Consider the following 25,459-nt stretch of genomic DNA (forward strand, 5'->3'; position numbering starts at 1 on the left):
AGGAGTCAGATCACGCGGAAGAGGTCGGCGGCGGCGTGGACGTCCGTGAGGTCCTCGACAGACCTGAGGTTGTCGCACAGGACCTCGAGGACCGAGCCGCTCCCGGCGGCGTCCGGGGCGCCGATGGCCACGCCGAAGACGCGGAAGCCCAGCAGGTGCTTGGCGTCGTTCCAGCCGCCCGGCTGTTCGCGGGAACGGCCAACGGCCCATGGCTGTCGGCCAGACGGCCCAGCGCCTTCGCCCGAGCAAGACAACTCGGCGACGGGAAGACCCGGTGGCGCGGGCCATGCGTCCGGCCGACTCCGGGAGGCGGGTGGTCCGGCGCGCGATTACGTTGAGCGTGACCGGTCACTCATCCGGTGGCGCCCTGCGGCTCTCGCCCCTCTCCCAGGGCGGGAGGGCGCGCGCCGCCGTGCCGGTCCACCGCTGTGGTGTGTCCGGTCTGCCGTCCCTCTTACAAGGAGCAGCCATGGGCGATCCCGCGGTGACCACCTCCTCACCCGCCGAACCCCCCTCCGATGCCGAACTGCAGGCGATCGAGCGGTACTGGAGGGCGGCCAATTACCTCTCGGTGGGGCAGATCTATCTGATGGACAACGCCCTGCTGCGGCGCCCCCTGGCGGCCGATGACATCAAGCCGCGCCTCCTCGGCCACTTCGGGACCTCGCCCGGTCTCAACCTGGTGCACGCGCACCTCAACCGGGCCATCAAGGCGCGGAGGCTGCAGACCGTCTGCATCTGGGGCCCCGGGCACGGCGGGCCCGCGGTACTCGCCAACTCCTGGCTGGACGGCACGTACACCGAGACCTATCCCGACGTCACCCGCGACGGGGAGGGCATGGCGAGGCTGTTCCGCCAGTTCTCGTTCCCCGGCGGAGTACCCAGCCATGTCGCCCCCGAGACGCCGGGATCCATCCACGAGGGCGGCGAGCTCGGCTACTCCCTCTCGCACGCCTACGGCGCAGCGTTCGACAACCCGGACCTGCTGTCGGTGTGCGTCATCGGCGACGGAGAGTCCGAGACCGGACCTCTTGCCGCCTCCTGGCACTCGAACACCTTCCTGGACCCGGTGCACGACGGCGCGGTGCTGCCGATCCTGCACCTGAACGGCTACAAGATCGCCAACCCGACGATCCCGGCCCGGCTGCCCGAGGCCCAGCTCGACGACCTGATGCGCGGATACGGATACGAGCCCGTGCACGTCACCGGCGACGACCCCATGACGGTCCACCGGGACTTCGCGATCGCCCTGGACCGCTGCCTGGACCGCATCGCCGCGCTGCAGCGCACGGCCAGGGCCGACTCCGATGCCGAGCGCCCGAAGGACGCCCCCGCGCCCCGCTGGCCCATGATCGTGCTCCGCACCCCCAAGGGCTGGACCGGCCCCAAGACGGTGGACGGCAAGCCGGTGGAAGGCACCTGGCGCGCGCACCAGGTGCCGCTCGCCAACGTCCGGGAGAGCGCCGAGCACCGCCACCAGCTGGAGGAATGGCTGCGCTCCTACCGGCCGGATGAACTGTTCGACGCCGAGGGTCGCCCTGCCCCCGGGCTCGTCGACATCGCCCCGCAGGGCACCCTGCGCCTCGGCGCCAATCCGCACGCCAACGGAGGGCTGCTCCTGCGCTCGCTGCCGCTGAAGCCGCTCGAGGAGTTCGCGGTCGACGTGGACAAGCCGGGCGCCACCCTGAACGAGCCGACGCGGGTCCTCGGCGGCTACCTGCGGCAGGTCATGGCCGACACCGCCGAGCGGCGCGACTTCCGGCTCGTCGGCCCGGACGAGACCGCGTCCAACCGGCTCGAAGCGGTCTACGGGGCATCCGGAAAGGCCTGGCAGGAGGAGATCCACGACGTGGACGAGAACCTCTCCCGGCACGGACGCGTGATGGAGATCCTCTCCGAGCACACCTGCCAGGGGTGGCTGGAGGGTTACCTGCTGACGGGACGCCACGGTCTCTTCTCCTGCTACGAGGCGTTCGTGCACATCGTCGACTCGATGGTCAACCAGCACATCAAGTGGCTGCGCACCACCCGCGAGTTGCCCTGGCGGGCGCCGATCGCCTCACTGAACTACCTGCTGACCTCCCATGTGTGGCGGCAGGACCACAACGGCTTCTCGCACCAGGACCCCGGATTCATCGGACACGTACTCAACAAGAGCCCCGAGGCAGTACGGGTCTACCTGCCGCCGGACGCCAACACGCTGCTGTCCACCGCCGAGCACTGCCTCGCCTCACGCGACTACGTGAATGTGATCGTCGCCGGCAAACAGCCCGGCTTCGACTGGCTGAGCCTGGACGAGGCACGGGCGCACTGCGCGCGGGGCGCCGGGGTGTGGACCTGGGCCGGCAGCGAGACCACCGAGCGCGAGCCGGACGTCGTGCTCGCCTGCGCCGGGGACGTGCCCACCCTGGAGGTGCTGGCAGCGGCGAGCCTGCTGCGCGGCCATCTGCCGGACCTCGCGGTGCGCGTGGTCAATGTCGTGGACATCGCGCGCCTGATGCCGGAGGGCGAGCACCCGCACGGCATGCCGGACGCCGAGTTCGACGCGCTGTTCACCCGGGACAAGCCGGTGATCTTCGGATTCCACGGCTACCCCTGGCTGGTGCACCGCCTCGCGTACCGGCGTGCGGTCCATCCGCACCTGCATGTGCGCGGGTACAAGGAGCGCGGTACGACCACCACGCCCTTCGACATGGTGGTCGCCAACGACCTGGACCGCTTCCGCCTGGTGATGGACGTCATCGACCGCGTGCCGGGCCTGGGCGTCCGCGCGGTCCAGGTGCGCCAGCAGATGGAGGACATGAGGCTGCGCCACCACGCCTATGTGCGGGCGCACGGCGTCGACCTGCCGGAAGTGCGGGACTGGTCCTGGCAGGGCTGATCGTCCGGGGAGCTTCTCCGGCCAGACGAGTGGGTCCGTGTGGGCCGAGCGAGGGACGCGCGGCGTGTTGCCGGTAGGGACACGCCGTGGGGCGGGAGGGCTGTTGGTAGGGGCGCGGTCGACGCCGGCAACACGTTCCGGGGCACGAGAGCTTCGGGGGGCCGTGTCCGTACTGGAGGTACATCCATGCGTTCCATCCGAGTGCTGACCGGTCTGGCCCTCGCGGGCGCCGCGCTGGCGATCGCCGCCCCCAACGCGCAGGCCGTGTCGCCGAGTTGTCAGAAGGCTCTGGACGACGCGGAGATCACGCAGAAGAACGCCGACACGGTGAAGGCCGACCCGTCCGCCACTCCGGAGGAGAAGAAGGCCGCCGAGGAGGAGGCGAACATGGCCGCGTCCACGGCGCAGCGGTTGTGCGACTCCACGGACCCGGCCGTCAGGGGCGGCGTGCACGCTGGTACGGGCGGTTCCCAGGGCAGCAGCAACCCGGTCGAGCTGGCTGCCGGGGCCGCGGTGCTCGCCGTCGGCGCGGGCGCGGTGTACCTGCACCGACGCAGGACCGCCGGACAGCGCTGACCCCCTGAACTCCTGACCTCCTGCCGCCGGTCGACCGGTCATGCGTCGACAGGCGGTTTCCCCGCCTCCCTCAACAGCCGGGTGCGGTGGCTTCCGCCAGGATGACGCCGAACGCATTTAGGGTCAAAACGTGCAGATCATGCCTCGCGTCATTCCTGTGGTCCTGGCCCTGGTGCTCGTCGGCGGCTCGGACGTCCATGCGGGTGCGCACGCGCGCACTCCTGACGCCCCGGTCTCCCGCAGCGCCCCCGCGCCCGGCCTCGACGCGCGGGTCACCGCCGTGCCGAAGGCCAAGATCGGCTCCACCTACCACCGCGGGTGCCCCGTACCGCCCCGTCGGCTCCGGCTCATCCGCATGAACCACTGGGGCTTCGACGGCCGGGTCCATGCCGGTGAACTGATCGTCCATCAGCGTTCGGTGAAGCCTCTCCTGTACGTCTTCCGGAAGGCCTTCGCGGCGAAGTTCCCGATTCGCCGGATGCGGGTGATGGCCGGGTTCGGCGGCGACGACTCGGCGGCGATGGCGGCCGACAACACCTCCGCCTTCAACTGCCGCCGGGTGACCGGGAACCCGGGCCGGACGTCGCAGCACTCGTACGGCGACGCGATCGACATCAACACGGTCGAGAATCCGTACGTCGATGTCCATGGCCGGGTCCATCCGGAGTCGGCGGAGAAGTACCTGCGGCGAGACCGCGTGGTCAAGGGCATGATCCGCCCCGGTGACGTCGTGTCGACCGCCATGCGGAGGATCGGCTGGAAGTGGGGCGGACACTGGGTGAACCCCGACTACCAGCACTTCTCGGCCAACGGGAGGTAGTGCGGGCCCGTACTCTTCACTGGTTGCTCAGGGGAGGGGCTGTTCATGCGGCGCGGCAGGGTCGGCAGGGTCAGGGGTACGGCAGGCATGCGAAGAGCCATGCGAGCGGCGACGGCTCTCGTCGTCGTCGGTCTGATGGGCGGTTGCTCGTCGCGCGACTCCGCGCAGGACGAGGAGTGGCGGCACACCTACTGCTCCGCGCTGGGCAGTTGGCAGGACACCAGGAACGAGTCGGCGGCCGACGACAGTGGTGTCGACGAGGATGACAGCGGTGTCGACGAGGATGACAGTGGTGTCGACGGGGATGACGGACAGAGCGCCCAGCCGTCCGAGCCCGGCATCGCCGGGTATACGGTCATCGCCGCCGCGAAGCGGCTGGACCGGGAGGGGCTCGACCAGGGCGGGAGTCACATCCTCGACGACACCGCGCGGGCGATCAGCGGCGACAGGACCGCTGAGGGGCATGCCGTGTCGTACTGCGACGAATCCGGCTTCGAGACCCTGATGAACGCAGGCTAGAGATGCCCTCAGAGCCATGTCGTCGCAAGCCGGACGGTCACGCACGCGGTGACCAGGAGCGTGATGTTGAGGGCGATCCGGCGGTCTCCACGGCTCAGGTGAACCCTGGTCGCGCCGATCTGCAGGACCACGAACCCGATGGCCGCGGCCATCGCGAGCCAGGGTGCGATGCCGGTCAGCGGCGGGAGGATCAGGCCGATCGCGCCGAGCACTTCGGCAAGACCGATGGCCCTCACGGCGGGCATCGGTGTGCTGTCGACCCAGGCCATCATGGGACGGAGTCGCTCACGGCTCCGGGCCAGCTTCACCCCGCCCCCGTAGAGGTAGAACAGGCAGAGCAGGCCGGCGACGATCCAATAGGCGATGTTCATGATTCGGTCCATGGTCGAGGTCGGGACCTTCAGGCGAAGTCGGTGGCGGGTTCGGTGGCGTAGCGGCTCATCACTCGGGCGGTCGCCTCAGGGGTCATGGCCTGGCCGCCGGCGATCATGGCCCGCAGGTCACGGAAGTACTGCACGTACAGGTCCGGTGTGAACGTGCTGACCATGACGGCCGGTTGACCGGTCGTGTTGGCGAAGGTGTGCGGCACACCGGGCGGGACCATCACGAGCGTGCCCGCGCTCGCGTCGTAGTCCTTCTCGCCGACCGTGAACCGCACCGTGCCGGAGACGACGTAGAAGCCCTCGTCGTGCTGGGCGTGACGGTGTTGCGGCGGTCCGGGCGTGTGCGGCGCGAGGACCGATTCGGCGAGCCCGATGCGGTGCCCGGTGTTGCTGCCGTCCTCCAGCACGCGCAGTCGCGTGGTGCCGAGGACGATCGTCTCGCCCTCGCCCGGACCGACCACCGATACGGCGGGGGCGGCGGGCGGCTCGGTGTTTCTCGGTTCGTCGGTCATGCCCCCGATTCCACTGCCAGAGCACCGCGACCGTCCAAGACCTGTTCCGCCACCCCGATACCGAACGGGTATCGTCGCAGCATGGAGCTACGCACGCTGCGCTATTTCGTGGCCGTCGCCGAGGAACTCCACTTCGGCCGGGCCGCCGCCCGGCTGCACATGAGCCAGCCGCCGCTGAGCCGGGCCATCAAACAGTTGGAGACCGAGGTCGGCGCCGCGCTGTTCGACCGATCGTCCGCCGGGGTCACGCTCACCGCCGTGGGTGCCGTGCTGCTCGACGAGGCGCGCTCCCTGCTCGACCAGGCCGACCGGGTACGCGTACGGGTGGCCGCCGCGGCCGGTGCCGCGAGCATCACCGTCGGCATCCTGGGGGACAGCACCGATCCTGGCGTGGCGCGGCTGGCCGGTGCCTACCGCCGGAGGCACCCGCAGATCGAGGTGCGCATCCGCGAGACCGACCTGACCGATCCGACGTGCGGACTGCATGCCGGCCTTGTCGATGTCGCCCTGACCCGGGGGCCGTTCGACGAGACCGGCCTGACGGTCCACGAGCTGCGCACCGACCCGGTGGGTGCGCTGCTGCGCGCCGACGATCCACTGGCCCGCCACGAGAGCCTGAAGACCGCGGACCTGGTCGATCGCCGCTGGTTCGTCTTCCCGGAGGGCACCGATCCCCTCTGGCAGTCGTACTGGAACGGCGGAGAACCTCGCGAGGGCCCGGTGGTCAGCGCCGTGGCGGAGTGCAGGCAAGCCGTTCTTTGGAACGGCACCGTCGGCATGACCCTCCTGGACCACGAGCCGGGGGAGGGGCTCACCGTGGTGCCGTTGGCCGACATGCCCGCGAGCCGCGTGGTGGTGGCATGGAACGAGGGCGACACCAACCCGCTGCTCAGGTCGTTCGTCCGGATCGCGATCTCCGCCTACCGAGGCTGAGCGCGCCGGGCGCGCCGACCGTGACCGCTGAATATGCCGTGCCATGCCGAGGGGGAAGGTGCAGACTCCCTCCATGGCAGACATGCGGGCGTTCCGGGACGCGGTCAGTGGCTGGGCGGCCGGCGGGCCCGGCGGCCCAGCGCGTGATCTGGCCGAGCGAGTGGGCGTGCGGACCGCCGTGCTGCTGGAAGGGCCCAGTGACCGCGAGGCGGTCGAGGCGCTGGCCGCACGGCGTGGCCGGGACCTGGCCGCCGAGGGGGTGTGCGTCGTGTCGATGGGCGGGGCGATGAGCATCGGCCGCTACGCCGAGATCCTCGGGCCGCCCGGCCTCGGCCTGCGTCTGGCAGGACTGTGCGACGTGGCCGAACAGCGCTTCTACGACCGGGGTCTGGAGCGGGCAGGGGCGCCGCGCGTGGACTTCTTCGTGTGCGTGTCCGACCTGGAGGACGAGCTCATCCGCGCGCTGGGCACGGCGAGGGTCGAGGACGCCATCCGGGCCGAGGGCGACCTGCGGGCCTGGCAGACCTTCATGCGCCAGCCGGCCCAGCACGGCAGGCCCCGGCAGCAGCAGTTGCGGCGCTTCCTGGGCACGAAGAAGGGCCGCAAGATCCGCTACGGCCGCCTCCTCGTCGAGGCCCTTGACCCCGATCTGACACCGGCCCCGCTGGACGACCTCCTCACGAGCCTGTGAGGGCCTGGCCTCCTCTCAGGAACAGCCGTCAGAGGGCAGGGGACAGGGGACTGGAGTGCTCAGAAGGGCATGCGGCCCCGGGTGCGCCGACCGGCCGCGCCGCTGCGGCCCACGGCCTTGGAGCTGCTGCGGAAAGGCTTGCTGAAGATCCGGCCGAGGATGCCGGGGGCCTTGCCACCGGCGCGCGATCCGGCCCCCAGGGTGCGCTGAGTGCCGCGTTCGGGGTGCCGCGAGAGGCGGGGCACGAAGAAGGCGAGGACGGCCATTACGACGCAGACAGCGACGATTCCGACAATGATCATGAGGTGCTCCCTGGGTCGAGGCGTGTCAGCCGGGTGCCCTGCCAGGAGAGGTGTATGCGCGGGCCCGGCCGCCGACCGCCCGGCTGGTTGCGACTCGCCTCGCCGGACTCAGCGCATGCCGGGCAGGCGTCGCAGCTCGCTGACCTTCATCAGCCGTGCGAGGACGAGATATCCCAGGGCCGTCGTGAGCACCCCGGCCGAGAGCCCGGCTGCGGTAGGCCACGTTCCGCTTCCCAGGCCCGCGCATGCACGCGTCGCGGCCCAGCCCAGGCCCGCGGCCGGACCCGCGGCGCACAGCAGCTTCGTATAGGTGCGGCGCAGGCTGCCGTCGTCGATGCGGGCTCCGAGTCTCCTGCGCAGCAGGTACGCGGTGAGCGCGAGGCCGGCCAGATAGGACAGCGTGTAGGCCTCGGCCATGCCGACGACCGCCCAGCGGGCGGGCAGCAGCAGATGGCAGGCCGTGGCCAGGGCGATGTTCACGCCCGCGATCCAGGCCGCCACGAAGAAGGGAGTACGCGTGTCCTGCTGCGCGTAGAAGCCGCGCAGCAGGAGGTACTGGGCCGAGAACGGGATGAGGCCGAGCCCGAAGGCCTGCAGCATGTACCCCAGAGGGCGGGCCGACGCGGCGTCCGCTGCTCCGTGGGCGAACAGGAGCGACGCGATCTGCGGCCCCTGGGCGAGGAAGAGGAAGGCGGCAGGCACGATGACCACGCCGCTGATCCGCAGCGCCCGGGACAGATCCGCGCGCAGGTCCTCCAGCCGCCCTTCCGCGACGGCCCGGCTCATGCGCGGCAGCAGAGCCGTCACCAGGGACACGGTCACGATCGACTGCGGCAGCAGCCAGATGGTCTGCGCGTAGGTGTAGGCCGAGTAGCCCGCGCCGGCCCGCGGCAGCTCCTGGTCGGCGGCGTTGGCGTAATTCGTGACCACGGTCAGGGCGACCTGGTTGGCCAGGACGAACAGCAGTGTCCACTTCGCCGCGTGGACGCTCGTGCCAAGGCCGGTGCCGCGCCAGTCGAACCGCGGCCGGAAGCGGAAACCCGCAGCCCGCGCGAACGGGACGAGCGCCAGGGCCTGTACGGCGATGCCCGCCGTGGTGCCGAGCCCGAGCAACCGCACCTGCGCCGTGGTGATGTCCTCGACCTGGTCGGGGACCGTCATCAGCGTCAGGTAGGCGGCGAACATGCCGACCAGCACGACGTTGTTCAGCACCGGTGTCCACATCATCGCGCCGAACTTCTCGCGGGCGTTGAGGACTTGTCCGTAGATGCTGAACAGGCCGTAGAAGAAGATCTGCGGAAGCAGGAACCTGGCGAACGTCACCGTCAGCTCGAACGCCTCGTGACGTTCGGGGGTGTCGCGCATGTACAGGCCCACGATCTGCGGAGCCGCCCAGACCGCCAACGCCGTCCCCACTCCCAGGACACACACCACGAGCGTGACCAGACGCTGTTCGTAGGCGCGGCCGCCATCGGGCTGTGTCGCCCTGGCGCGCACCAGCTGCGGCACCAGGACGGCGTTGAGCGCGCCACCGATCAACAGCGTGTACAGGCTCGTCGGCACCGTGTTCGCCGTGTTGTACGTGCTGGCCAGCAAGCCCGTGCCCAGCGCGGCGGCCTGCAGCACCTGCCGGATGAGACCCGTCGCACGCGACACCACCGTGCCGACGGCCATCAGCATCGACGAACGGACAAGACCGCCCTGCTTCTTCTCCTGCCGGACGGCATGCCGTCCCCGTCCCCGTTCCCGCTGCTCCTGCGGCCTCGACCGCACCGCAGGCTTCGCCCCCTCCACCATGTGGTCAACCTACGCCGTCAAGATCGGCACTCGACCCGCAGGTCACCTCACCCGGTGATGGATCCGGTGAACTCCGGGAAGTCCAGGTCGAAGTCCTCGCTGTTGCGCTGCACCGTGACGACGACCTTCTTGCCGTACTTCGTCTCCAGGGCGCTGTCGTCGGTCTTCGTCGCGGAAACCCCCGGGGCCAGGCGGCCCTCGAGTGGCTCGGACCCCTTCTCGAACGCGGTCGCCGCGGCCTCGCCGCCCTTCGTGGCGCCCTCGACGATGACGGACAGGTCGTCGAGGGCGACCGCTGACTTCCCGGAGTTCGTCAGCTTCAGCCTCACGCGGAAGTCGGTGTTGCCGGGCTCGGCGGACTCCATCAGCTCGGCGTCGTAGTCCGTGAACACCTTCGCGTCGGCGACGGACACCTTGAGGCCGTCCGGCCACGTGTAGGACTCGCCGAACTTCAGGCCCGTCGCCTTCCCCGCGGTTCCGTCCCCGTCGGCGTCGGCGCCGGCACCTTCGTCGGAGCAGTGCTCCATCCAGTCGGCCTGACTGATGTCCTCGTCCGCGCAGTCGACCTTCTTCGCCGTCGAGGCCTTCGAACCGTCCGACGACTTCGCATCGGCTTTGCCGCTGTCGCCGCCATCGCTGCCACCGCACGCGGTCAGAGCGGCCAGAAGCATGGCGGCGGCAGCCGCGGTAGCGCGAACGCGCATATGTCCCCCCAAGGTTGAGCCAGGCGGAACACGCTAGGTCACATACGGTTGAATCATGCAGGATGTGATCAAGTCGTGACGGTGCTCGTCCTCACGCCGGTGTCGCCTCGATGAGGCAGAACGGATCCGCCTGTTCGAGCGGGGTCACCGAGGTGAGGGAAAGGCCTGCCTTGCGGCACACCTCGTCGAAGTCGGTCCGCGTCCGTTCCCTGCCACCCACGTTCACCATCATGTTGAGGTCGGTGAGGTAGGTGAGTCCGGCTGCTTGGGCGTCGACGACCTCGGGCAGAACGGGCTCCACGATCAGTACGCGGCCCGCGGGCGGCAGCACCGCGCGGCAGTGGGTCAGGATCGTGACCGCCTGCTCGTCCGACCAGTCGTGGACGATGCTCTTGAGCAGGTAGACGTCGGCGCCGCCCGGCACGGACCGGAAGAAGTCCCCGGCCGCCAGGGAGCATCGTGCCGTGAGCCCCTGCCGCTCCAGCGTCGTCGGAGCCTGGGCCAGGCCCTCCTCGGTGTCGTAGACGACGCCCGTCAGGGTCGGATGTGCGCGCAGCACGGCGCTCAGCAAGGTGCCGTCACCGCCGCCGACATCGGTCACCGTGGTGAAGCGGCCGAAGTCGAAGGCGTGCGGCAAGGCCGCGGCCGTCGCCCTGGACGCCTGGCTCATGGCCGCGTTGAACTCCGCGGACAGCTCGGGGAATTCCTTGAGGTGGCTGAAGAAGTCCTTCCCGAAGATCGCGTCGAACGCGACGTCACCGGTGCGCACGCTGTCGTCCAGGTGTTCCCAGGCGCGCAGCATCGTCGGCTCGGTGAACATCCGGACCAGTGAGGTGACCGAGCCGGGCCGCCCGGGGTCCAGGGCGGCGCCCGCGGGCGTCAACGAGAAGGAACCCGCGGTGTGTTCGCGCAGCAGGCCCAGGCTCGCCAGGGCGCGCAGCAGCCTGGTCATGGGCTGCGTACGTGCCCCGGCATCGGCGGCTACTTCGGCCGCCGACCGCTCCTTGTCGCCGATCAGCTCCATCACCCTCAGCCGGACGGCCGCGCGAACGGTCTGCGCGGCCAGGCTTCCGAACACCAGTCGTGCGACCAGCTCACGGCCGTCCTCGGTGTCGTTCGTCGTCGTGGTGTCGTCGTTCGTCATCGTCGCTTCCCCTCGGTTTGCCGGGCCGCGGTCGAGGCGAGTGGTGTCGCCCTGGCCCGTGCCCTCGACTGTGCCGACACCGGCAGCGGATGTCTTGGACGAATGTTCCCGCCCCGGTGGAGCCGCTCGGCCCCGGCGCCCGCGCCCTCAGCCGAGCCGTCCTGGCTCATGTCCGGATGTGACAGGGAATCGTCATTGCGGCCATCGGTGGCGGCGATGAGGATGGGTCCATGCCCACTCCGCACCGTGTCGTCATCGCGGTCTTCCCCGATGTCGACCTCCTCGACGTCACCGGCCCCGCCGAGGTCTTCGCGCTGGCCAACCGGGAGACCGCGGGCCGCGCCGGCTATCAGGTACGCCTTGCCGGGCCGGTCGCCGGTGAGGTCCGCACGTCGGCCGGAGTGCGGCTGGTGGCCGATCTGGGTTTCGACGAGGTGCGCGGGCAGGTGGACACCCTGCTGGTGCCCGGCGCGGTCGACATGACCGACGACGGTCCCCTCGCCCGTATCGACACGGACGTCGTGGAGTGGGTGAGGGCCACCGCCCCGCACGCCCGCCGAGTGGCGTCGGTGTGCGTGGGTGCGCACGTGCTGGCCGCGGCCGGACTCCTCGACGGGAAGACGGCGACCACCCACTGGTCGACCGCCGCCCAGCTCGCAGCCGAGCACCCGGCCGTCACGGTCGACCCGGACCCCATCTTCGTACGCACCGACCGGGGCCGGCTGTGGACCGGGGCAGGGATCAGTGCCTGCCTGGATCTCGCCCTGGCGCTCGTGGCCGAGGACCAGGGCGAGGACGTGGCCCTGTCGGTGGCCCGGCAGCTGGTGATGTACCTCAAACGCCAGGGCGGGCAGAGCCAGTTCTCCGTGCCGCTCAGCCGCCCCGCGTCCGCCCGCCGCGACATCGACGAACTGCGGTTGTGGATCGCCGAGCACCTGGACGCGGACCTGTCGGCGGCGGCACTGGCGGCCCGGATGTGCCTGAGCGAGCGGCACTTCGCCCGGGTGTTCAAACAGGAGACGGGCACCAGCCCGGCCGACTACGTCGAAGCCGCCCGCGTAGAGGTGGCGCGCCGCCTGCTGGAGACCACCGACGGCTCTCTCGACCAGGTTGCGGCAGCGGCCGGGCTCGGTTCGGTGGAGACGCTGCACCGGGCGTTCAACCGGCAGCTCGCCACCACTCCGGCCGCCTACCGTCGCCGCTTCCGCGTCCAGACCACCTGACCCTCTGCACTCTCTGCACCCTCACCCCCTTCAACCGTCACCACCCCGTCGGCATGCAGGCGAGCCCGAGCTCTTCGGCTCCGCCCTGCCTCATGCCGCGACCCGTCATGCCCGCGAAACACGAAAGGCACCCCATGAGCACGCACACGCATCAGCCCTCCACGACCCTGCGCGACGTGATCGGCCTGGACAACCAGCCGCCCCGGCTGAGCGAATCCGCCCTGATCATGATCGACTTCCAGAACACCTACCGCACCGGCGTCATGGCCCTCGACGGCGCCGAGACGGCGCTCGCGGCGGGCGCCCGCCTCCTGGAGCGAGCCCGCGCCGCGGGCACCCCGGTCATCCACATCCTCAACGACGGCGGTGAGAACACCCCCTACGACATCCGCGCCCACATCGGGGCCATCAGCGACGAAGTCGCTCCGGTGGAGGGTGAGGCGGTCGTGGTGAAGCAGTTCCCCAACTCCTTCCACGCCACCGATCTCGAGAAGACGCTGAGTGACCTGGGCGTCGCCCCGGGCAGCGGCAAGGACCTGGTCCTCGCCGGTTTCATGACGCACATGTGCGTCAACTACACCGCCCAGGGCGCCTTCAACCTCGGCTACCGCCCCACCGTGATCGCGGAAGCCACCGCCACCCGCTCCCTCGCCGCACCGGACGGCACCGTCCTGTCCGCCGCCGCGCTCCAGAGCGCCGCCCTGACCACCATCACCGACCTGTTCGGCACCGTCGTTCCCACCGTCGACGCGCTCCCGGCCTGAGCCGGTACCTGGTGTCGCGGCCGGTCAGGCCGGTCATGGGGCGCCGGCTGCCACGGGAGGCGTCCGTGGTGACGTAGGCCACATCATGGCGAGGCGTCGGGCTGGGTAGGGGCGGCATGATCGCCTGGGCTCGAGCCCGGGAAGCAACACCGGAACCACGGAGGTATCCATGTCCTCGAAGCGACGTCGCAAGAAGAAGGCCCGCCGCAAGAACGGCGCGAACCACGGCAGCCGCCCCCAGTCCTGACGGCGGGCGCGGCAATCGGGGGCGGCACCATCTGGTGCCGCCCCCGAGGCGTTCCCGGGTGCATCCCTGCTCCCGGTGTTCAGCAGCGGACGCCTGCTCCCGGTGTTCAGCAGCGGACGACCGGGCGACGACCCGGCCGCAGGCCGCCCGGCCGGGACCGATCAGGAATCGAGAAGCGTCGGCCCCGAGCCGGATCTAGCGTGATGGCCATGGACGTCACCCTGCACGCGAGCTTCCTCCCGCACGACGACCCGGACGCCTCCCTGGCCTTCTACCGCGACACGCTCGGCTTCGAGGTCCGCGACGACGTCGGTCACGACGGAATGCGCTGGATCACCGTCGGGCCCGCCGATCAGCCCGGCACATCCCTCGTCCTGCAGCCGCCGGCCACCGACCCCGGCATCACCGAAGCCGAGCGCCGCACCATCGCCGAGATGATGGCCAAGGGCACCTACGCGGGCATCATCCTCGCCACCGCGGACCTCGACGGCACCTTCGCGCGGCTCCGGGCCGAGGGCGCCGAGATCGTCCAGAATCCGACCGAGCAACCGTACGGAGTGCGCGACTGCGCCGTGCGTGATCCCGCGGGCAATCTGCTCCGAATCCAGGAACGCGTTGCCGCCATCACGCCGACGAAGTAGAACCTGACGTACTGCTCGACACCGACCAGATCGAGCCAGGCGACACCGGCGGAGACCGCTCAGGCGGCTTCGCCCGAACAGATGGAGAGACCATGAGCCCCGCCAAGAGAAAGAACACGCGGTCGCCTGCGCTCCACGCCGCCGACAGCCACGACCTGATCCGGGTGCACGGCGCACGCGTGAACAATCTCAAGGACGTCAGCATCGAGATCCCCAAGCGCCGCCTGACGGTGTTCACCGGCGTCTCCGGCTCGGGCAAGAGCTCGCTCGTCTTCAGCACGATCGCCGCGGAGTCGCAGCGGATGATCAACGAAACCTACAGCGCCTTCCTGCAGGGCTTCATGCCGACGCTGGCGCGCCCCGAAGTCGACGTACTCGACGGGCTCACGACCGCGATCATCGTCGACCAGCAGCGGATGGGCGCCGACCCCCGTTCCACGGTCGGCACCGCCACCGACGCCAACGCGATGCTGCGCATCCTCTTCAGCCGGCTCGGCAAGCCGCACATCGGCCCGCCCAGCGCGTACTCCTTCAACACCGCATCGGTCCGGGCGAGCGGCGGGATCACCGTCGAACGCGGTGCCGACAAGACCAAGACCGTGAAGGCGACCTTCAACCGCACCGGCGGCATGTGCACGCGCTGCGAGGGCCGTGGCTCGGTCTCCGACATCGATCTCACCCAGCTCTACGACGACTCCAAGTCGCTCTCCGAGGGCGCCTTCACCATCCCTGGCTGGAAGTCGGACAGCCAGTGGACCGTGCAGGTCTACGCCCAGTCCGGCCTCGTCGACCCGGACAAGCCGATCCGCAAGTACACCAAGAAGGAACTGCGGGACTTCCTCTACGGCGAGCAGATGAAGGTCAAGGTCAACGGCGTCAACCTCACGTACGAAGGCCTGATCCCCAAGATCCAGAAGTCGTTCCTTTCCAAGGACAAGGAGGCGATGCAGCCGCACATCCGCGCCTTCGTGGAGCGGGCCGTCACCTTCACCACCTGTCCCGATTGCGACGGCACCCGGCTCACCGAAGGGGCCCGGTCCTCGAAGATCAAGCGGATCAGCATCGCCGACGCCTGCGCGATGGAGATCCGCGACCTCGCCGAGTGGGTGCGCGGACTCAAGGACGCGTCGGTGGCGCCGCTGCTCGCCGCGCTGCAGCAGACCCTCGACTCGTTCGTGGAGATCGGCCTCGGCTACCTCTCGCTCGACCGTCCCGCGGGCACGCTGTCGGGCGGCGAGGCGCAACGCGTCAAGATGATCCGCCATCTGGGCTCCTCGCTCACCGACGTCACGTACGTCTTCGACGAGCCCACCATCGGCCTGCACCCCCACGACATCGAGCGGATGAACAACCTGCTCCTGAGGCTGCGGGACAAGGGCAACACGGTCCTTGTCGTCGAGCACAAGCCCGAGGCCATCGCGATCGCCGACCACGTCGTCGACCTCGGTCCCGGCGCCGGCACGGGCGGCGGCTCCGTCTGTTTCGAGGGCACCGTCGACGCTCTGCGGGCCAGCGACACCGTCACAGGGCGTCACCTCGACGACCGGGCCACGCTCAAGGAGACGGTGCGCGAGGCCACCGGCACCCTGGAGATCCGCGGCGCCACCCGCCACAACCTGCAGGGCGTCGACGTCGATGTGCCGCTGGGCGTGCTGTGTGTCGTCACCGGCGTCGCGGGCTCCGGCAAGAGCTCACTGATCCATGGCTCCGTCCCCGCCTCCGCGGGTGTGGTCTCGGTCGACCAGGCGCCGATCAAGGGTTCGCGGCGCAGCAACCCGGCGACGTACACCGGCCTCCTGGACCCGATCCGCAAGGCGTTCGCCAAGGCCAACGACGTGAAGCCGGCGCTGTTCAGCGCCAACTCCGAGGGTGCCTGCCCCAACTGCAACGGCGCAGGCGTCATCTACACCGACCTGGGAATGATGGCCGGAGTCGAGTCGACCTGTGAGGACTGCGAGGGCCAGCGGTTCCAGCCCGCGGTCCTGGAGTACACCTTCGGCGGGCGCGACATCAGCGAGGTGCTCGCGATGTCGGTGACCGAGGCCGAGCAGTTCTTCGGCTCCGGTGAGGCGCACACGCCGGCCGCGCACAAGATCCTCGACCGGCTCGCCGACGTCGGCCTCGGCTACATCAGCCTCGGCCAGCCGCTCACCACGCTGTCCGGCGGCGAACGGCAGCGGCTCAAGCTGGCCACGCACATGGCGGACAAGGGCGGCGTCTACATCCTCGACGAGCCGACCACCGGCCTGCACCTCGCCGACGTCGAGCAGCTGCTCGGCCTGCTTGACCGGCTCGTCGAGTCCGGCAAGTCGGTCATCGTCATCGAGCACCACCAGGCGGTCATGGCACACGCGGACTGGATCATCGACCTCGGCCCCGGCGCGGGACACGACGGCGGCAGGATCGTCTTCGAGGGCACCCCCGCCGACCTCGTCGCCGACCGCTCCACGCTCACCGGCGAGCACCTCTCGGCGTACGTGGGTTCCTGAGCCGGGAGCGGTGCGCCCACGGCCTCTCGGAATCGTTCGGTACGAGGGCGGCGTTGCCCGGAGCGGAAAGGATCGTTGGACCGGGCATGAGCGATGCGGGGAATGGAGTTCCTTCGCCGCGGCCGCCCCGTGCCGGGACGAGGGCCGGTGGTGGGGAAGCTCCTTCGCGATCCCCCATCTACGACGCGCTGGTGGCCGAATGGCGTGCCAAGGACCGGGAGGTGCCGCGCCCGCCCGCCCCGCGCTCGGGCTGGGAGCGCGTCGATCCGCAGGACCTGTTCCACAGAGGCTGAGCGGCCGGGCCTGCCGCGGTGGGCGGGCGCTCGGTGAGTGCGCGCGTCGCGTCACGTGAGAGGGGTCGCGGGATGGGCGTGGGTGCTGAGCCACCGGCGGATCGCGAGGGCGACCGTGTCATCGAGGGTGCTCAGCGCGTCGATGGCCTTGGCGTCGTCGGGGTGGGGAGGGATCCCGGCCGTGGTGAGCGTGGCGTGCAGGCTCAGGCGGTGCCGGTCACGGGGCGTCAGAACGGTCGGCGCCGCCATGTCCAGACGCTGCGTCGGGTCGGGCGGGGGCAGCAGGAAGTCGGCCTCCGCGTCCCAGTTGACGGTCGGCAGGATGGTGTTGACGGTCGGCAGGACGGTGGCGGGTGAAGTCATGGCGGCTTCCTCACGACGGGTGGCGATGCCTGTGTGGGACAGGAAGCGGACGGGCCTCCGTCTGGTTGCACCGGGTCCGCCAAGACACTCGAACGCGGTAATCGCCGAGTGCCGGGCCGTGTATCTGGCGCATATCAACTGCCCGCGCAGGGTCCTGAGCAGGTGGACGCGGGGGCCGCGAGCGCGCTGAGCGGGGGAGCGTCAGCGAGGCGTCAGCCGGACGTGAGCGGGACGTCGGCGCGGGAACCGAGGCTGTGGGCAGACCAGTTGACCGCCGATGGCGTCGACCACAGCACCGCATCACACGGGGAGCCCCACATGCGTACCTCCATCCGCCGCCCTGCCGTACTCGCCGCGGCCGCCTTCGCCGCGCTCAGCCTGACGCTCACCGCCTGTGGCGGCGACGGCGGCGTCAAGGACGAGGGAGCCGCCTCGCCCTCGGCGTCCGCCGGAACCGGAGCGGACGGCGACTCCGGCGAGAAGGACGCGGCGGCCGACGGCGGGGCCGCGAAGGGCGGCGCGGCCGGGGACACCGCCGGTTCGGACGCCTCGGGCTCCGCCGCGCGGACCGGCGCCAAGAACAGGCCCGGCGTCAAGGCCGTGGCCTGTGCCGCCGACGACGTGAAGATCTCCGCGGCCAAGCAGGACGGCGTGCCCACCACGCACATCACGCTGACCGCCACGAACGTCTCGGGTCACGCCTGCACACTGCTGCAGCACCCGCTGATCGCGTTCGGCGACATCCAGACCGCGAAGGACGTTCCGGCCGTCGCCAAGAGCAGGCCGGGCTCTCCCGTCGTGCTGAACGCGGGCGCCCCGGCCTATGCGGCCGTGCGGATCAACAACGGTGGTGCCGACGAGAAGAACCGTGCCGTCACCTCGTTCAACGTGAACCTCTTCGCCGCCGACGGGCCCGCCGAGGGAACCAAGGCCGTCACCGCACCCACCGGCGGCATCGCGGTCGACGACGCGGTCGCGAGGACCGGCTACTGGACGCCCGAACTGCGCGCCGGAGCCGACGAGTTCTGAGCCGACGTGCGCAGGATCCGACCGACGTGCGGGTGCGGCCAGGACTCAGGTCGGGGCCGCACCGTGCGATGGCTCCTACCAGCGGAGTACACGCAACTGTCCGGCATGGCACGTGAGTTGGACAAACTCCGGCTCACGGGATGAGTCGCACAGCCGCTGAGCCAGAAATGATCATTCTTGTCCAGTAATGCCGATCGGAAGGACCGTCCACATGCAAAGACGCAAGCTCGTCCCGCTGCTCGCGGTGAGCGTGATGGCGGCTCTGGCCCCCGGCCTCGCAGCCGCTCCGGCCTCCGCAACTCCCTTGATCCGTACGGCTCCTGACTTAGCCGCAGCCCCTGTGGCGGCCCCAGCCGCAGCCGACGCCGACGCCCTGCGTCCGTACACCCAGCAGAAGCCGGTCTGGGGGCGCTGCGGAGCCGACATCCCCGCCGCCTTGCGGTGCGCGACCCTGAAGGTTCCGCTGGACTACCGCGACCCCGGCGGCAAGAAGATCGACATCGCGATATCGCGGCTGAGGACCAGCGCCCCCGGCGAACGCCACGGCGTGCTCCTCTCGAATCCTGGCGGCCCTGGCGGCCCCGGCCTCGACATGCCGCTCTACTTGGCAGAACAGCTGCCCCAGAAGGTGAAGGACCGGTACGACCTCATCGGGTTCGACCCGCGCGGAATCGGCCGCAGCACACCCGTCCGGTGCGGGCTCAGCGCTGATGAGAACGTGTTCCTGCGTCCGCTGCGGACGTTCGACAAGAACGTCGCCTGGGCCAAGTCGGTGGCGGACAAGTGCCGTGCGAAGGCGGGGGACACCCTCCCGCACATCACCACCCGCAACACGGCGCGCGACATGGACGTCCTGCGGGCAGTCCTGGGCGAGCGGAAGATCTCGTACTACGGAGGCTCGTACGGCACCGCGCTCGGCGCCGTCTACACGCAGATGTTCCCCCGGCGTGCCGACCGTTTCGTTCTCGACAGCGCCGTCGACCCGAAGCAGATGTGGCGCGGGATGTTCCGGACCTGGGCGCCGCAGGCCGAGCGGGCGTTCCAGCGGTGGACGAAGTGGACCGCCGCGCGCGACGCGACGTACGGACTGGGTGACACACCGGCCGCGGTGAGCAAGAGCTTCTGGGATGTGATCGCCAGGGCCGACCGCGAACCGATCGTCGTCGACGGGGTCCCGCTCGACGGAGCCGGGGTACGCGAGCTGGTACGACCGGAGTTCTTCACCGTCCGCGCCGCCGCCGAGCGGGTCGTGAAGCTGAAGGAGGCCGCAGAGGGGCGGGCGAAGGGCCCTGCTCCTGCCGAGGAGCCTCCGTCGGAGTCCGACATCTCCGCCGCCATGGCGGTGTTGTGCGGTGACGCCTCCTGGCCGCGCGACCCCGAGACGTACCGCAGGGACTCGGTCCGCGACGCGGACCGCTACCCCTTGTACGGGGACTTCGCATCGGGTGTCGTGCCCTGTGCCTTCTGGGACAGGCCCGTTGAGCCTGTCACCGAGGTGAACAACAAGGTCCCCGCGCTGATCGTGCAGAACGAGTGGGACTCGCAGACCCCCCTGGTCGCCGCACAGGTCATGCACCGTCAGCTCAAGGGATCGCGCATGGTGACGGTCGACGAGGGCGAGGGGCACGGTGTCTATGGCACGAACCCGTGCGCCGACTCCGTGGCCGATTCCTATCTGGTCACCGGCAGACTCCCGGCAGCCGACGTGACGTGTGAGGCAACCCCCGGCGAGCGGCGGGCGTCGTCCTCGCTCCCGGCCCCGGGTCCCTTGACCTGAGCCGACAGCCACTTGCCGAGCTGACGGCCACGTGGAGCGGGCGGCGACCGCCGCCCGCTCCACGTGGCCTACCGCGTCGCCCTTCTTGTCTCTTCTTGTATGTGCGGTGCCATATGGGCCTTGTTTTCCCGTACCGGCTGAATTAATCGCCTGTGTGCAGGCCCCTGCTATTCATGCGAGTCATTCCATGCCCATTCGACTAAAGCTTTACTTGTGAGTTAAATCACATCTTGCCGAGCAAATGATCATGATTATGCATGTGCACATTCCTGTGGCCCGTGTGACACGATGCAACGTGTTGGTTGGCTAGCTTTAATACGGGGAGACAAGCATGCCGACGATGATTGTTATCGGATACAGGGATGACCTCGACCAGGCGCTCAAGCGCCGAGGATTGGACCCCTGCTATATCGTGCAGGCGCCCGCGAGTGTGCCCGCAGGGCGGACCTTCAAGCGGGTCGCCGACATGGAGAACGTGCAGGAAGTATTGCGAGCCGTACTCGCCGCCCGTGTCGATGATGTGGCAGGAGTGCTCACCGTCCATGAAATGGGCGTCTTCGCTGCTGCCTATGTGAGGCAGCAGCTCGACCTCCCCGGCAATTCCGATTCAAAGGCCGCGCTCTATTTCCGGGACAAGTATCTCCAGAAGGGAAAGCTGCCGCCACACATCAGGCGGGCCCGCTGCCGGTACGTATCGAAGGACACCTCGTTCCTGGAGCTTTCCAGGGACCTGGGGGACGTCTTCGTCGTCAAGCCGGCGACCGGAGCCGGGTCGCTGCGCACGAACATCGTTCGTACGTCGCACGAGTATGCGCGAGCACTGGAGCTGTTCCCTGGCGAGTCGGACGTCGCGATCGTCGCCGAGTCCTTCGTCGATGCCCCCGAGGTCTACATGGACGGCATCTGGAGGGACGGCCGTCTGCAGTGGTCGTCCCTGAGCAGCAACCACATCTCGCCGCTCAGCGCCGTTCAGGGTGGCATCCTGTCCGCGCACATCCTGGACAGGCGGCTGCACCCGGAGCTGTTCCGGCAGGCCGAGGAGCTCGCCGGGCAGGTCCTGGAGAGCCTTGAGGCACCTGACTGCGTATTCCACATGGAAGCGTTCGCGCAGGAAGCCGGACTGACGTTCGGCGAGTGCGCCATCCGCCTCCCCGGGGCGCTGTCCCCGCAGGTCAATCAATTGACGTTCGGCGTCGACCTCTTCGACGTGGAAATCAGCCTGGCGCTGGGAGAAGAGCCTGCCGGGATTCCGGACGACGGCACACCCGAGCGCTTCTACGGATATCTTCTCCTGCGGCGCTCGAGCGACGGAACACTGACCCAGCAGGACTTCGAGCGCAACTTCTCCTTCGACGAGATCTCATATCCCTCGTCGCCCGATGCGCCGATCGGCCCTTACGGCCGCTTCGGGCAGGCGATCGTGTCCGACCCGGATGAACTGAAGCTGCAGAAGACGATCGACGAAATCGTGCGCTTCAACGAGGTCGGCGGCTGACGGAAGCCGCGCACCTGCGGTTCGGATTCTGCGAGCAATTCTGGATCGGCGAGAAATTCCGAGCTCGGCACATCTCTTTGGGCGCCGATGTGCGTCCGGCCTGAGCCGATTCTCAGCCGTGGTGCTTTTCTCTGATCGGAGGTCGTCACCCCCATGCCGGACCAACCTCAAGCTTCGACGCTCCCGCAACTGCTCGAGCACGCGGCCCGGGACGCATCCCGCGGCATCACTTTCACCGGAGGCCCGTTCCTCTCGTACGCCGAGTTGCGGGAGTGCGCCTGCCGGATTGCCCAAGGGCTGCGCAACCACGGCACGTCCCCGGGCGAACGGGTGCTGATTTCCGCTCACGATCCCGAGACCTTCTTCCGCGCCTTCTGGGGGTGCGTCCTGGCCGGTGTCGTGCCCTGCCCGGTCGCGCCGCCGGCCGACCCCACCCGATGGCGCACGCAGCTGGAACACCTGCGCACGCTCCTGGGCGGCCCTTTGGTGATCGCGTCCAAGGAGACCCTCGGCGACCTGCCCGACATCGGCCTGCGGACCGTGACGGTCGAGGAGTTGAGCCATGCCTCCGCCGAGCAGGAGCAGCTGCCCGCACCCGCCCCGGACGATCTCGCCGTACTGATGCTCACCTCCGGGTCCACCGGATCGAGCAAGGCGGTCAGGCTCACCCACGCCAACCTCGTCGCGGCGCAGGCGGGGAAGGCGGGGGCGCTGGATCTGGGGCCCGACGACACGTCGCTGAACTGGATATCGGCCGACCACATAGCGGCGATCGAGGCCAACCTGCTGCCGATGTTCAACGGCGCCGATCAGGTCATGGCGACCCCGGCCACGGTTCTCGCGGATCCCGTCGAATTTCTCCGGCTGCTCGCGGCCCACCGGGTGAGAGTGACGTTCACGCCCAACTTCCTGTTCGGGCAGATCAACCAGGCGCTCGCCCAACGCCCCGTACCCCAGGCCGAGTTGGATCTCTCGCGGGTCCGGCACATCATTTCCGGCGGCGAGGCCACCGTGACCGGCACCGTCCGGGCCTTCCTGGACGCACTCTCCCCGTACGGACTGCGCCACGACGTGATCGTGCCCGCGTTCGGGATGACCGAGACGTGCGCGGGCAGCGTGTTCAACCGTGAATTCGCCGCCCGTGACCTGGAGACGGAGTTCCCTCCGTTGGGCGCTCCCGTACGAGGACTGCACATCCGCATCGTCGACGGCAACGGCACGGTGCTTGCCTCCACCGCCGCCGACCGGTCCACGTCGGGCGAATCGGGGGAGGTGCAGCTGCGCGGCACGATGGTCACCGACGGGTATTTCGGCAATGACCGGGCCACCGCCCAGGCGTTCACCCCCGACGGCTGGTTCCGCACGGGCGACCTGGGATGTCTCGACGCCGCGGGCCGGCTGACACTGGTCGGCCGGACCAAGGACTCCGTCATCGTCAACGGCGTCAACTACTACAGCCACGACCTGGAAGCGGTCCTCGACGAACTGGACGGGGTGAAGCGCGGGCAGGTCGCGGCCTTCCCGATCCGGCCGGACGGCGCCGACTCCGAACAGCTCGCCGTCGCGTTCGTCCCCGCGGGCGACCCCGCCGACGACTCGGCCGTGTACCGCGCCCTCGTGGCGATCCGCAGCTCGACGGTGATGCACTGGGGTTTCCGGCCCCAGCTGATCCTGCCCGTCGACGAGGCGGAGATCCCCCGCGGCAACCTCGGCAAGATCCAGCGTTCGCGGCTGCGCGCGTCCGTCGAGGCCGGCGCCCTGGACCGGGCGGTCCGCAGGTCGGACGCGGTGACCTCCCGCTTCCTCGGCGCTTACGCGGCGCCGGAGGGCGACGTCGAGATCTCCCTGGCCGATGTCTACGCACGCGTCCTGAACACCCAGAAAGTTTCGACGACCGCCAGCTTCTTCGACCTGGGCGGCACCTCGCTGGACGTGCTGCGGCTCAAACTGGAGATACAGACCGAGTTCGGCATCGACGACGTGCCGATGTCCACGCTCCTGCAGGCCCCCAGCGTGCGCGCCCTGGCAGGACGCCTGACCGCCGCACGGAACGCCGACGGAGACTCCGCCTACGACCCGCTGGTTCCCCTCCAGGTCACCGGGGACGGAACGCCGCTGTTCTGCGTGCACCCGGGCCTGGGGGAGGTCCTCGTGTTCGTCAATCTCGCCAAGTACTTCACCGGCGAACGGCCGTTCTACGCGTTGCGGGCCCGTGGGTTCGGTCAGGGCGAGAGCCACTTCGAGTCGTTCGACGACATGGTCACCACCTATGTGGGGGCGATCCGGCGGGCCCAGCCGAGCGGTCCGTACGCCGTGGCCGGCTACTCCTACGGTGGAGCGGTCGCCTTCGAGATCGCCAAGCGCCTCGAGGCCGACGGCGACGAGGTCAGGTTCGTGGGCGTCTTCAACCTGCCGCCGAGCATCTCCGTGCGCATGAACGAGATCACCTTCACCGACGGCGCGATCAACCTGGCGCTGTTCCTGGAGCTGATCGCCGCCGCCGACATCGAAGGCCTCACCGCCACCCTGCGCCCCCTGCCCGAAGCCGACCAACTGGCCTACCTGGTCGACCACGCACCCAAACGGCGCCTGACCGAACTGGACCTCACCGTCGAGCGGTTCACCACCTGGGTGCACCTGGCGCAGAACATGGTGCACCTGGGCCGCACCTACGAACCCTCCGGGTCGGTCGACGACGTACGCGTCTTCTACTGCACGCCGCTCAAGGGCACCAAACAGGAGTGGCTGGACGGCCAGTTGCGCCACTGGGACGACTTCACCCGCAACCCCAACCAGTACATCGAGGTCGACGGCGAGCACTACACCCTGATGAGCCCGCAGCACGTGCAGACCTTCCAGGCAACGTTGCGGCACGAACTGACCCGCGCGCTCGGTTAAGGACGGACACAGGAATGCAAGGCAAGAAGATTCTCGTCACGGGTGGGACCGGGCAGGTCGCGATGCCCGTCGCCGAGGCGCTCGCCCCGGACAACGAGGTGTGGTGCCTGGGCCGGTTCGGCGACCCGGCCGCACGCAAGGCCCTGGAGAACATGGGCGCCCGCACCTTCACCTGGGACATGGCCACCGACGAACTCGGGGAGCTGCCCGGCGACTTCACCCACGTCCTGCACTCGGCGGTGCACCGCGGAGACGGCCAGGACTTCGCGGAGACCGCGCGGATCAACGCCGCGGGCACCGCACGGCTGATGACCCACTGCTCCGGCGCCGAGGCGTTCCTGTACGTCTCGTCGGGGGTGGTCTACGACCGGGCCGACAGCACCCACCGGTACCGCGAGGGCGACGCCGTGGGCGGAGCGGTGCCGTGGCTGCCGACCTACCCCGTCGGCAAGCTCGCCGCCGAAGGAGTGGCGCGGGGGCTTGCCGAAGCGCTCGGACTGCCGACGGTCATCGCCCGGCTCAACATCGCCTACGGCCCGTACGGCCACGGCGGCGTACCCATGATCTTGTTCAAGCAGATGCGGAAGGGGCAGCCGTGCGCGGTGCCCCGCCAGGGACAGAACTACTGCAACCTGCTGCACACCGATGACCTCGTCCGGCAGGTGCCGCTGTTGTGGGGCGCGGCGGGTACGCCCGCGCGGGTGGTGAACTGGGGCGGCGACGAGGAGGTCGGCATGACCGACCTGCTGGAGTACATGTCCGAACTCACCGGCGTGCCGGTCCAGTTGGACCGTAGCGACTACAGCCGGGAGACGGCGATCTTCGACCACGAGGTCCGCCGCGGGCTGATCGGCGACTGCTCCATCGACTGGAAGGCCGGCATCGCCCGCACCTTGGCCGAGCTGTTCGAGGAGTACCGCGACCGTATCGACCCGTACGTCGACGAGCAGGCGGCGGAGCAAGGAGCGGGGCACTAGC

General features: G+C 69.6%; 24 protein-coding genes. 16 read left to right on the forward strand and 8 right to left on the reverse strand.

Annotation, left to right across the window (positions count from 1 at the left end; genetic code table 11):
- Positions 1 to 5 precede the first annotated feature (5 nt).
- Positions 6 to 131, reverse strand: coding sequence for a hypothetical protein (locus AC07AG_RS02020; protein ID WP_478752256.1), 126 nt, complete (start codon positions 129 to 131; stop codon positions 6 to 8).
- Positions 132 to 469: 338 nt separating this feature from the next.
- Here AC07AG_RS02020 and AC07AG_RS02025 point away from each other — a divergent pair, with 338 nt between their 5' ends.
- The 4 genes from AC07AG_RS02025 (at position 470) to AC07AG_RS02040 (ending at position 4,796) form a co-directional block, all read left to right on the forward strand.
- On the forward strand, positions 470 to 2,881 hold the full coding sequence (locus AC07AG_RS02025; protein WP_478750873.1) for a phosphoketolase family protein: 2,412 nt from the start codon (positions 470 to 472) through the stop codon (positions 2,879 to 2,881).
- 186 nt (positions 2,882 to 3,067) lie between these two features.
- Positions 3,068 to 3,457: a hypothetical protein gene (locus AC07AG_RS02030; RefSeq protein ID WP_478750875.1), complete on the forward strand. Its 390-nt coding sequence runs from the start codon at positions 3,068 to 3,070 to the stop codon at positions 3,455 to 3,457.
- 139 nt (positions 3,458 to 3,596) lie between these two features.
- Positions 3,597 to 4,277 (forward strand): M15 family metallopeptidase, encoded by a 681-nt coding sequence (locus AC07AG_RS02035; RefSeq protein WP_478752183.1) that lies wholly within the window; start codon positions 3,597 to 3,599, stop codon positions 4,275 to 4,277.
- An 87-nt stretch (positions 4,278 to 4,364) separates the two neighbouring features.
- On the forward strand, positions 4,365 to 4,796 hold the full coding sequence (locus AC07AG_RS02040) for a hypothetical protein (RefSeq protein ID WP_478750877.1): 432 nt from the start codon (positions 4,365 to 4,367) through the stop codon (positions 4,794 to 4,796).
- An 8-nt stretch (positions 4,797 to 4,804) separates the two neighbouring features.
- Here the strand turns inward: AC07AG_RS02040 and AC07AG_RS02045 are convergent, their stop codons facing one another.
- Positions 4,805 to 5,167 carry a DoxX family protein gene (locus AC07AG_RS02045; RefSeq protein ID WP_478750879.1) on the reverse strand — a complete coding sequence of 121 codons (363 nt, stop codon included), beginning with the start codon at positions 5,165 to 5,167 and terminating at the stop codon, positions 4,805 to 4,807.
- 29 nt (positions 5,168 to 5,196) lie between these two features.
- A complete protein-coding gene (locus AC07AG_RS02050) occupies positions 5,197 to 5,691 on the reverse strand; it encodes a cupin domain-containing protein (protein ID WP_478750880.1) in 495 nt (164 codons plus the stop codon).
- Positions 5,692 to 5,772: 81 nt separating this feature from the next.
- On the opposite strand from AC07AG_RS02050, the gene AC07AG_RS02055 reads away from it, so the two are divergent.
- Both AC07AG_RS02055 and AC07AG_RS02060 read left to right on the forward strand, forming a co-directional pair.
- Positions 5,773 to 6,624: a LysR family transcriptional regulator gene (locus tag AC07AG_RS02055; protein WP_478750882.1), complete on the forward strand. Its 852-nt coding sequence runs from the start codon at positions 5,773 to 5,775 to the stop codon at positions 6,622 to 6,624.
- A gap of 73 nt (positions 6,625 to 6,697) precedes the next feature.
- Positions 6,698 to 7,315, forward strand: a complete 618-nt coding sequence (locus AC07AG_RS02060) for a TOPRIM nucleotidyl transferase/hydrolase domain-containing protein (RefSeq protein WP_478750884.1) — start codon at positions 6,698 to 6,700, stop codon at positions 7,313 to 7,315.
- 59 nt (positions 7,316 to 7,374) lie between these two features.
- On the opposite strand, the gene AC07AG_RS02065 is transcribed toward AC07AG_RS02060, so the two are convergent.
- The 4 genes from AC07AG_RS02065 to AC07AG_RS02080 all read right to left on the reverse strand — a co-directional run bounded on the left by AC07AG_RS02065 (position 7,375) and on the right by AC07AG_RS02080 (position 11,262).
- The gene (locus tag AC07AG_RS02065; protein ID WP_478750886.1) at positions 7,375 to 7,617 is read right to left on the reverse strand and encodes a DUF6411 family protein; all 243 of its coding nucleotides are present in this window, start codon (positions 7,615 to 7,617) and stop codon (positions 7,375 to 7,377) included.
- Positions 7,618 to 7,725: 108 nt separating this feature from the next.
- Positions 7,726 to 9,414, reverse strand: coding sequence for a murein biosynthesis integral membrane protein MurJ (gene murJ, locus AC07AG_RS02070; protein ID WP_478750888.1), 1,689 nt, complete (start codon positions 9,412 to 9,414; stop codon positions 7,726 to 7,728).
- A 47-nt stretch (positions 9,415 to 9,461) separates the two neighbouring features.
- Positions 9,462 to 10,118, reverse strand: a complete 657-nt coding sequence (locus tag AC07AG_RS02075) for a hypothetical protein (RefSeq protein WP_478750889.1) — start codon at positions 10,116 to 10,118, stop codon at positions 9,462 to 9,464.
- Positions 10,119 to 10,209: 91 nt separating this feature from the next.
- Positions 10,210 to 11,262 carry a methyltransferase gene (locus AC07AG_RS02080; RefSeq protein ID WP_478750891.1) on the reverse strand — a complete coding sequence of 351 codons (1,053 nt, stop codon included), beginning with the start codon at positions 11,260 to 11,262 and terminating at the stop codon, positions 10,210 to 10,212.
- A 230-nt stretch (positions 11,263 to 11,492) separates the two neighbouring features.
- On the opposite strand from AC07AG_RS02080, the gene AC07AG_RS02085 reads away from it, so the two are divergent.
- From AC07AG_RS02085 to AC07AG_RS02105, 5 genes are all read left to right on the forward strand, one after another.
- On the forward strand, positions 11,493 to 12,485 hold the full coding sequence (locus AC07AG_RS02085; protein WP_478750892.1) for a GlxA family transcriptional regulator: 993 nt from the start codon (positions 11,493 to 11,495) through the stop codon (positions 12,483 to 12,485).
- Between the two features lie 134 nt (positions 12,486 to 12,619).
- Entirely contained in the window at positions 12,620 to 13,249 is a 630-nt protein-coding gene (locus AC07AG_RS02090; RefSeq protein WP_478750894.1) for a cysteine hydrolase family protein, read from the forward strand.
- Between the two features lie 169 nt (positions 13,250 to 13,418).
- Complete coding sequence (locus tag AC07AG_RS02095) at positions 13,419 to 13,496, forward strand: 50S ribosomal protein bL37 (protein ID WP_370443954.1); 78 nt, start codon at positions 13,419 to 13,421, stop codon at positions 13,494 to 13,496.
- 209 nt (positions 13,497 to 13,705) lie between these two features.
- Entirely contained in the window at positions 13,706 to 14,137 is a 432-nt protein-coding gene (locus tag AC07AG_RS02100) for a VOC family protein (RefSeq protein ID WP_478750896.1), read from the forward strand.
- Between the two features lie 92 nt (positions 14,138 to 14,229).
- Positions 14,230 to 16,626, forward strand: a complete 2,397-nt coding sequence (locus AC07AG_RS02105) for an ATP-binding cassette domain-containing protein (RefSeq protein ID WP_478750898.1) — start codon at positions 14,230 to 14,232, stop codon at positions 16,624 to 16,626.
- Between the two features lie 344 nt (positions 16,627 to 16,970).
- On the opposite strand, the gene AC07AG_RS02110 is transcribed toward AC07AG_RS02105, so the two are convergent.
- The gene (locus AC07AG_RS02110) at positions 16,971 to 17,282 is read right to left on the reverse strand and encodes a hypothetical protein (RefSeq protein ID WP_478750900.1); all 312 of its coding nucleotides are present in this window, start codon (positions 17,280 to 17,282) and stop codon (positions 16,971 to 16,973) included.
- Positions 17,283 to 17,600: 318 nt separating this feature from the next.
- On the opposite strand from AC07AG_RS02110, the gene AC07AG_RS02115 reads away from it, so the two are divergent.
- The 5 genes from AC07AG_RS02115 to AC07AG_RS02135 all read left to right on the forward strand — a co-directional run bounded on the left by AC07AG_RS02115 (position 17,601) and on the right by AC07AG_RS02135 (position 25,458).
- Positions 17,601 to 18,311, forward strand: a complete 711-nt coding sequence (locus tag AC07AG_RS02115) for a DUF4232 domain-containing protein (protein WP_478750902.1) — start codon at positions 17,601 to 17,603, stop codon at positions 18,309 to 18,311.
- A gap of 211 nt (positions 18,312 to 18,522) precedes the next feature.
- Complete coding sequence (locus AC07AG_RS02120) at positions 18,523 to 20,088, forward strand: alpha/beta hydrolase (RefSeq protein WP_478750904.1); 1,566 nt, start codon at positions 18,523 to 18,525, stop codon at positions 20,086 to 20,088.
- Between the two features lie 331 nt (positions 20,089 to 20,419).
- The gene (locus tag AC07AG_RS02125) at positions 20,420 to 21,583 is read left to right on the forward strand and encodes an ATP-grasp domain-containing protein (protein ID WP_478750905.1); all 1,164 of its coding nucleotides are present in this window, start codon (positions 20,420 to 20,422) and stop codon (positions 21,581 to 21,583) included.
- A 153-nt stretch (positions 21,584 to 21,736) separates the two neighbouring features.
- The gene (locus AC07AG_RS02130) at positions 21,737 to 24,481 is read left to right on the forward strand and encodes an alpha/beta fold hydrolase (RefSeq protein WP_478750907.1); all 2,745 of its coding nucleotides are present in this window, start codon (positions 21,737 to 21,739) and stop codon (positions 24,479 to 24,481) included.
- A 14-nt stretch (positions 24,482 to 24,495) separates the two neighbouring features.
- Positions 24,496 to 25,458, forward strand: coding sequence for an NAD-dependent epimerase/dehydratase family protein (locus tag AC07AG_RS02135; protein WP_478750909.1), 963 nt, complete (start codon positions 24,496 to 24,498; stop codon positions 25,456 to 25,458).
- Position 25,459 lies beyond the last annotated feature (1 nt).

Source organism: Streptomyces sp. NPDC044044, from assembly GCF_056434405.1.

Excerpts from the sequence above, each read along its gene's own strand:
- AC07AG_RS02125 (WP_478750905.1), top strand. The coding sequence starts at position 20,420 with ATGCCGACGATGATTGTTATCGGATACAGGGATGACCTCGACCAGGCG.
- AC07AG_RS02115 (WP_478750902.1), top strand. The coding sequence starts at position 17,601 with ATGCGTACCTCCATCCGCCGCCCTGCCGTACTCGCCGCGGCCGCCTTC.
- AC07AG_RS02100 (WP_478750896.1), top strand. The coding sequence starts at position 13,706 with ATGGACGTCACCCTGCACGCGAGCTTCCTCCCGCACGACGACCCGGAC.
- AC07AG_RS02090 (WP_478750894.1), top strand. The coding sequence starts at position 12,620 with ATGAGCACGCACACGCATCAGCCCTCCACGACCCTGCGCGACGTGATC.
- AC07AG_RS02080 (WP_478750891.1), bottom strand. The coding sequence starts at position 11,262 with ATGACGAACGACGACACCACGACGACGAACGACACCGAGGACGGCCGT.
- AC07AG_RS02105 (WP_478750898.1), top strand. The coding sequence starts at position 14,230 with ATGAGCCCCGCCAAGAGAAAGAACACGCGGTCGCCTGCGCTCCACGCC.
- AC07AG_RS02065 (WP_478750886.1), bottom strand. The coding sequence starts at position 7,617 with ATGATCATTGTCGGAATCGTCGCTGTCTGCGTCGTAATGGCCGTCCTC.
- AC07AG_RS02045 (WP_478750879.1), bottom strand. The coding sequence starts at position 5,167 with ATGAACATCGCCTATTGGATCGTCGCCGGCCTGCTCTGCCTGTTCTAC.
- AC07AG_RS02110 (WP_478750900.1), bottom strand. The coding sequence starts at position 17,282 with ATGACTTCACCCGCCACCGTCCTGCCGACCGTCAACACCATCCTGCCG.
- AC07AG_RS02095 (WP_370443954.1), top strand. The coding sequence starts at position 13,419 with ATGTCCTCGAAGCGACGTCGCAAGAAGAAGGCCCGCCGCAAGAACGGC.
- AC07AG_RS02025 (WP_478750873.1), top strand. The coding sequence starts at position 470 with ATGGGCGATCCCGCGGTGACCACCTCCTCACCCGCCGAACCCCCCTCC.
- AC07AG_RS02050 (WP_478750880.1), bottom strand. The coding sequence starts at position 5,691 with ATGACCGACGAACCGAGAAACACCGAGCCGCCCGCCGCCCCCGCCGTA.
- AC07AG_RS02030 (WP_478750875.1), top strand. The coding sequence starts at position 3,068 with ATGCGTTCCATCCGAGTGCTGACCGGTCTGGCCCTCGCGGGCGCCGCG.
- AC07AG_RS02060 (WP_478750884.1), top strand. The coding sequence starts at position 6,698 with ATGGCAGACATGCGGGCGTTCCGGGACGCGGTCAGTGGCTGGGCGGCC.
- AC07AG_RS02130 (WP_478750907.1), top strand. The coding sequence starts at position 21,737 with ATGCCGGACCAACCTCAAGCTTCGACGCTCCCGCAACTGCTCGAGCAC.
- AC07AG_RS02075 (WP_478750889.1), bottom strand. The coding sequence starts at position 10,118 with ATGCGCGTTCGCGCTACCGCGGCTGCCGCCGCCATGCTTCTGGCCGCT.
- AC07AG_RS02055 (WP_478750882.1), top strand. The coding sequence starts at position 5,773 with ATGGAGCTACGCACGCTGCGCTATTTCGTGGCCGTCGCCGAGGAACTC.
- AC07AG_RS02035 (WP_478752183.1), top strand. The coding sequence starts at position 3,597 with ATGCCTCGCGTCATTCCTGTGGTCCTGGCCCTGGTGCTCGTCGGCGGC.
- AC07AG_RS02040 (WP_478750877.1), top strand. The coding sequence starts at position 4,365 with ATGCGAAGAGCCATGCGAGCGGCGACGGCTCTCGTCGTCGTCGGTCTG.
- murJ (WP_478750888.1), bottom strand. The coding sequence starts at position 9,414 with ATGGTGGAGGGGGCGAAGCCTGCGGTGCGGTCGAGGCCGCAGGAGCAG.
- AC07AG_RS02120 (WP_478750904.1), top strand. The coding sequence starts at position 18,523 with ATGCAAAGACGCAAGCTCGTCCCGCTGCTCGCGGTGAGCGTGATGGCG.
- AC07AG_RS02135 (WP_478750909.1), top strand. The coding sequence starts at position 24,496 with ATGCAAGGCAAGAAGATTCTCGTCACGGGTGGGACCGGGCAGGTCGCG.
- AC07AG_RS02085 (WP_478750892.1), top strand. The coding sequence starts at position 11,493 with ATGCCCACTCCGCACCGTGTCGTCATCGCGGTCTTCCCCGATGTCGAC.